This window comes from Larkinella humicola (assembly GCF_008727875.1).
Taxonomy (GTDB): domain Bacteria; phylum Bacteroidota; class Bacteroidia; order Cytophagales; family Spirosomataceae; genus Larkinella; species Larkinella humicola.
In genome coordinates, this window is sequence record NZ_VTWS01000008.1 from 357,847 (window position 1) to 364,611 (window position 6,765).

The 6,765-nt window shown below is 54.2% G+C and carries 3 protein-coding genes; all 3 read left to right on the forward strand.

Annotated features, from left to right (window positions below; all coding sequences use genetic code 11):
* Positions 1-156 precede the first annotated feature (156 nt).
* Positions 157-558, forward strand: a complete 402-nt coding sequence (locus F0P93_RS26820) for a T9SS type A sorting domain-containing protein (protein WP_150880815.1) — start codon at positions 157-159, stop codon at positions 556-558.
* 248 nt (positions 559-806) lie between these two features.
* Positions 807-4,784: a hybrid sensor histidine kinase/response regulator transcription factor gene (locus F0P93_RS26825; protein WP_150880817.1), complete on the forward strand. Its 3,978-nt coding sequence runs from the start codon at positions 807-809 to the stop codon at positions 4,782-4,784.
* 182 nt (positions 4,785-4,966) lie between these two features.
* Positions 4,967-6,765: choice-of-anchor Q domain-containing protein (locus F0P93_RS31610; protein WP_225309659.1), on the forward strand; the 1,799-nt coding region annotated here is incomplete at its 3' end.

Genomic DNA, 6,765 nt, shown 5'->3' on the forward strand with positions numbered 1-6,765 from the left:
ACCCCCACATTTCCTGCTGCGTACAGGCAACTGCCCGGCATCCCGCCCGCTTTTCCCAAAAGTAGCAGCTATCGACTCATTTGTGACAGTCTTTTCTGCCGGTGATACCGACCTTTGATTCATTCAAACAGAAACAAAAATCAACCGTCATACGCCATGAAAACGCTTATCAAATCCCTGCTCGTTGCCTTTACCCTGACCACCGTATCCTTTTCCGCTGCCGTGGCTGACCCCAACCAGCCCGCTCGCCAACCCAAAAAAGCCACCGCTTTCCAAAGCAGCCTGTATACCAATGTCGAAGGAAAACTTCAAATTGCGGTGAAGAAAGAAACCGGTGGGAATGTGGTGGTTCGGCTGACCAACCCAGCGGGCAAGGAGTTCTTCGTTCAGCAGTTTGGCAAACGCCAGCAAGCGGCCCGGCTGAGTTTGGATGTCAGTGCCCTGCCCGACGGTGTTTATCAGGTTGCCATTTCCAATGGCGTCGAGACCACCACGCAGGAATTGACGCTGGCCACGCAGCAAACCGCTGCGGTTTCCCGCTTTGTCGCGGTCAATTAATTACCAATCATAAGAAATTACGCCGAAAACCTTAATCGGGTTGATGCTCCGTTGTCTGACCTTGCCCACTCGATAGGAAGTACCGACGCTTAAAATTACAGCACCGACACAAGTTGACCGTAGACCACAGTATCTGTATTTCCCAGGGCGGCCGTCCTGGGAAATACGTTCAGTAAAAAGTATGCTAAGAATAGTAACATATTGAAAAAGTATCCTTACTTCGTGCTGAGGGTAATTCGAAGGCGTGAATGAAGCAGATTGACAGTCACTTGGTCCTGTTAAGGTGGTTGGTGTGGGGATGGCTTCTCAATCCCTGTTCTTTCTTACTTGCCCAACCCGAAAAACTGCCCGCGCCCGAGTTCATCACCGACCGGCAAGGGTTGCCCCAGGCGTTTGTGCCATCCATTGTGCAGGACCAAAAGGGGTTTATCTGGATGGCAACCCGCGACGGCCTGGCGCGCTACGATGGCAGTCAGTTCAAGGTGTTTCAGCCCGATCCAAACCGGCGCCCTTCCCTTTCATTTGCCGGGATTACCAAACTGAAAGTGGATCCCACCGGGAAGATCTGGATTGCCTCAGAACGGAACGATCTCGACGTATTTGATCCGGTTACCGAACAGTTTACCAACTTTTCGCAGCAACCGGCTTTTGTAAAATGGTTTGGAAAAAGCGGGATCGGCGACTTCTGTTTCGACCGCCGGGGCGAGCGGCTGTGGGTCGTCCGTTCCAATACCGGTTTGGTTTCATTCAATCTGCGTACGCAAAAAGCTACCTTGTTTCGACACCAGCCCAACCAGTCTAACTCCCTTTCTTCCGATGTCATCGGCTTCGTGCAGTCGACGCCGGAGGATAATCTTTGGATTTTTACCAGCAAGGCAATTGATTATTTTGACCACCGTTCACAGTCTTTTCGCCGGCATGTCTACCAGCCCGGTAAAGCCAGTTGGATGCCTGAAGCGTATTTAAACGGGTTGTACCTGCGGCCTAATGGCGACCTCGTCGTTGCCTTCCACCACCATATTACGGTTTTCGAGACCGCTACGCACCAGGCCCGCAGCTATCCGATTCCGCCTTTGGAAAATGAGCTGTTCAATACCTACTTCGCTGCCGATCAGAAGGGAACAATTTACTTTGCCCGCGACAATAAGTTATTTTGCTTTACCGATGCCGAAGGCCCCCGCTTGCTCCGCTCCGGGAGCGAGAATGGCCCTATTAATTACCGCAGCATCTTTATCGACCAATCGGATGTGCTCTGGCTCGGAACTGCGGGCAACGGCATTCAGAAGTATGATTTACGGCTCAGTCCGTTTCAAACGGCAACCTACCAAACCGGTTTTGTGAAGGATCTGCTGAACAACGGATGGCTTACTTTGCCACCCGATCAGATCCCCCCGCTCGACCCGTCTCTGTCCAACTATAACTTCCGCCACACCTTCGATGGACAGGGGCGGCTCTGGTACAATGTTGGAAGTTCTGACCTCTACCGGGTTGATCTCAAAGCCCGAACATCCGAAAAAATCCCTTTTCCGGTCCGCTTCAAAAACATTGCCATCGGCGAACGACCCTGCCCGCTGACCACCGACCGCCAGGGCCGGGTGTGGGCGTTCCTGGATTCCACGGCGTATCGGTATGACGAATCACAAAGCCGGTGGACGCGTTTTCCATATGCCATCCGGAAGATTACCCTGATGTTCACCGTCGACGATCAGGCATTCTGGCTGGCGACACCGAGCGAAGGACTGGTTCGGGTCGACCGCAAAACCGGTCGACTAACCGGCTATAAAAACGATCCTGACAACCCCAACTCCCTGAGCAGCGATAATCTGTTGTGCCTGGCCACCGACCCCGACAAGCCGGATCTGCTCTGGATCGGAACCTTCGGCAGCGGAGCTTGTCTTTTCAACAAAAAAACCGGACTGAGCCAACGGCTGTCGGTGGCCGACGGCCTGCCCAACAACGTCATTTATTCGGTCATTCCCGATCAAAAAGGGCAGGTCTGGATGGGGACGAACAAAGGGATTTGCCAAGTTCAACGCCAAACGCTGGCTATTCAGACCTACACGACCGAAGACGGTATTCTGGCCGATGAGTTCAACCGGTACCATTTTTTGCACCTTCCCAATGACCGCATCCTGATGGGGGGGCTGGAGGGCATCACGGCTTTCTATCCGGGCCAAATCCGCCCGGATTCGTTTCAGCCCGCAACCGAGATCACCACCCTTTCCATCAACAACAAACCGGTTGTTCCGGGCCCGGATTCTCCCCTGGGCGAGTTACCCGTTCAGGCCCTTCACGCGCTAAGCTTACCCTACCACCAGAACTTCCTGACCATCGGGTTTGCGGTTTTGCAGTTTAACAAACACGACAAAAACCGGTACCGCTATCAACTGGTGGGCCTGGACCCCGCCTGGGTAGAAAGCCGTCGACCCGAAGCGGTTTTTACGGATTTAAGGCCCGGCACATACACCCTGCGCCTGAATGCAACCAATTTATCCGGCATCTGGAGTTCCAGGATCCGAACCCTGCAAATTGTCGTTCACCCGCCGTGGTGGGCCACCTGGTGGGCGTACGCTTTCTACATTATCGCTGTGGCCGGGATTGCCTACGGCCTGTTTCAGAATTACGTCAACCGGCTCAAGATGCAGCAATCGATGGCGCTGAAGGAACACGAAGCCGCCAAGCTCCGGGAGCTGGATGCGATGAAAACCCGGTTTTTTGCCAACATCACCCACGAGTTCAGAACGCCCCTGACACTAATTCTGTCGCCCGCCGAACAGCTGCTGCAACAGTCACTCGAACCCGGAATCCAGCGCCGGGTCTCGATCATGGAGACCCAGGCGCGTCATTTGCTGCGACTGATCAACCAGTTGATGGACTTCTCCAAGCTGGAAGCCCACCTCATGACCGTCAACGAGTCGCTGGGTGACATAGGCCAGTGTGTGGATCAATGGCTGTTGCCGTTTCGGGAACAGGCGTCAGCACTGGGCATCGATCTGATCTTCGAAAATGCGTTGCGGTCCCATTATTGGTTCGATTCTGACAAGCTCGAACCGATCGTCTATAACCTGGTGTCAAATGCCCTGAAGTTTACGCCGGAAGGCGGTCAGGTGCGGGTTCATATTCGCCCCCTGCAAGAAAAGCAGGAAGGGGTCGAGCTTGCGGTGAGTGATACAGGTATTGGCATCCCCCCCGTCAGCATCCCATTGATTTTCAACCGGTATTATCAGGCAGAACCGGGACCGGGGAATCTGCCAAACCGACCATCGGGGACGGGCATTGGGCTATCGTTGGTCAAAGAACTGGTGGAAAGCCAGCAGGGGCAGATCACGGTGGAGAGCCGGGAAGGATTGGGCACGCTCTTCCGGGTCTGGTTGCCGGTTCGAATGGCTCAACCAACCGAAAAGGGCCGATTGACCGATGAGGAACCGGCAATCCCTTCCAATGAAAACGGGCAGGACGAGCGGGTTCGGGTTTTGGTCGTGGAAGACAATGCCGAACTGGCGCAGTTTATCACCGAGAGCCTGCCAGCCGGGTATGAAGTGGATCAGGCCCGCAACGGACAGGACGGGTTGAATCTGGCCTTCGAACGGATGCCGGATGTCATCATCAGTGATGTGATGATGCCGGTGATGGATGGTTACACGCTGTGTGACCACCTGAAAAGTGACCTTCGGACCAGCCACATTCCGGTGGTGCTGCTGACGGCAAAGGTCGCCTATGAAGATCGAATCGAAGGGTTGACGCGGGGAGCGGATGCGTACCTGACCAAACCGTTCCACGTACAGGAGTTACAGTTGCAGGTGCGGAATCTGCTGGAGAACCAGCGTCGGCTGCGGGAGCAACTACAGGCCGGGTTGACGCACCCCGAACTCCCGCAACCGATTCCGGCGCCAGCACCCGTCGATCCGTTGCTGGCCGGCATCACCCAGCTCATTGAAACCAATCTGGATAACGCAGCTTTTCGGGTCGAAGACATCGAAAAGTACACGAACCTGAGCCGGATGAGCCTGTACCGGAAGATGAAAGCAGTGACCGGGGTGACGCCCGGTGACTTTATACGGGTACACCGGCTGAAGCGGTCGGTTCAGTTGTTGAAGGAGGGAAAAGCGGTATCGGAGACGGCCTATCTGGTGGGCTTTGATTCCCCGGCGCATTTCACCAAGATGTTTCGGCAACACTACCAGGTGACCCCGAGGGAGTATCAGGCAAAGGTCAAATTGGGATAGCAAAGGCGCTACGCAACTAGCCCAATTTTAACCCCATGAGGTTGGTTTTTGGGGATTGATGTCCATTTTTTGATCCGTGGGAAGATTGTTATAGGAATTGGGAAAATTGCGATAGTCAGTTTGTGAATCGAAGACTACGTTTGGGACTTTTCCGACCCGCACCCAAACCGCTCGGTTCACTTATGAAAACAAATCTACCCTTCCCTGGACCGATTGGTCTGTTCGTCACCTGTACTCTGCTGCTTCTCGGTGTTCTGACGGCTTCCGCTCAGATCAAGTACGTAACCCCAACCGGCAACGGTACGCAAGACGGCGATAGTTGGACCAATGCCTATCCCGCATCCCAATTACAAGCCGTGCTGTCCCAATCCCCTGCCAGTACCACCGTGTTGGTGGGGGCTGGACTCTACAAACCAACGGCCACGACCGACCGAACGCAATCGTTTTCCATTGCTTCGGGCGTGCAGGTGTACGGGGGGTATACCGCCGGAACCGATGCCCGCACGACGAATCCATCCAGTACTACCTTATCGGGTGACATCGACAATAACTCTACGCTGGATGATGGCAACAGCTACCATGTCGTGCAGTTTAAAAATGCCAGCGCCCAGACCCGGCTCGATGGCATCACCCTTACAGGAGGCTATGCCAATAACCTGGACGGCAATCGATCAGGAGGAGGCATCGTCAATGACGGCAGTGGTACGGGCAACCAGAGTAACCCGACATTGAACCAGTGTACGTTTATCCAGAACTTCGCGTACGATGGTGGTGCTATGTATAACAATGGAAGAGAAGGGGGAGTCAGTAGCCCCATCCTGACAGACTGCCGGTTTATTCAGAATTCAAGCGGTGTCTATAGTTTCGCCAATGACGGAGGAACCACGAGCCCCATTCTGACCAATTGTAGTTTTTCTCAAAACCGGGGCGCATTCAGGACTTATGTTGACGATGGCGGAACTTCCAACCCCATCCTGACGAATTGTAGTTTTACCCAGAATACCTTTTATGCGCTAAGGACGGAATCCGCTTCCGATGCGGATGAAACCACGAATTTGTCGGTTAGCCGTCCCAGAATAACCAATTGCAGTTTCATCGGGAACACGGAAGGGACTGCCGTCGACAACAACAGTCAAAACGGTTTGCTGGAGCCGGTCTTTACCAATTGCCGCTTCATCCGCAACGAAGGAAGCCGGGGTGGAGCGGTGGAAAACGACGCTAATACGCAGGCCAATCTGCAATTGACCATGCTCAATTGCATTTTTATCGGCAACCAGGCCGACCTCGGAGGAGCCATTTTTAATGATCTCTTTGGACGAACAAGTGATGGCAGGTCGGCTTTGAATCGTTCGACGCTGATCAATTGCAGCTTCTATCAGAATACGTCCACCGAGAATCAAGGTAACGTCATTTACAATGAGGGTGGCATTGATACAGATGGTGGAGGGACTTCAACGATTCGTTCGATTCACAGCCTGATCAACTGCATCCTGTGGGATAACGGCGGGGCATCTGCTTTTTTTAACGCGGTTGAAGAGGGTGTAAATTTATCACTCACGGTTGCCCACAGCCTGATCGAAACCGGTACGACCGGTTTTACCGATGGTGGCGACAACCGGGTTGGTCAGGATCCGAAATTCACCGATGCGGCCAATGATGACCTGAGCTTGACGGCCTGCTCGCCCGCCATCGATGCCGGAACGAACAGCGCTACGGCCCTCAACGGTGTTACCACGGATCTGGCCGGCAATTCCCGGTTTTTCAACGACGGCCCCATCGATCTTGGGGCGTATGAGTTTCAGGGTTCTCCACTGGCCGCACTCCTGCTTACTTCCAACGTTTCCACCCAACCGGTTTTTCAGAACACCCCGGGCGTCGCCCTTGCCATCACCGGCTGCACCACTGGCACCCTCAACTGGACCGGAACCAACGGCACCACCGGAACCGGCACCACCATCTCCGTGCCCACCTCCGCCACCGG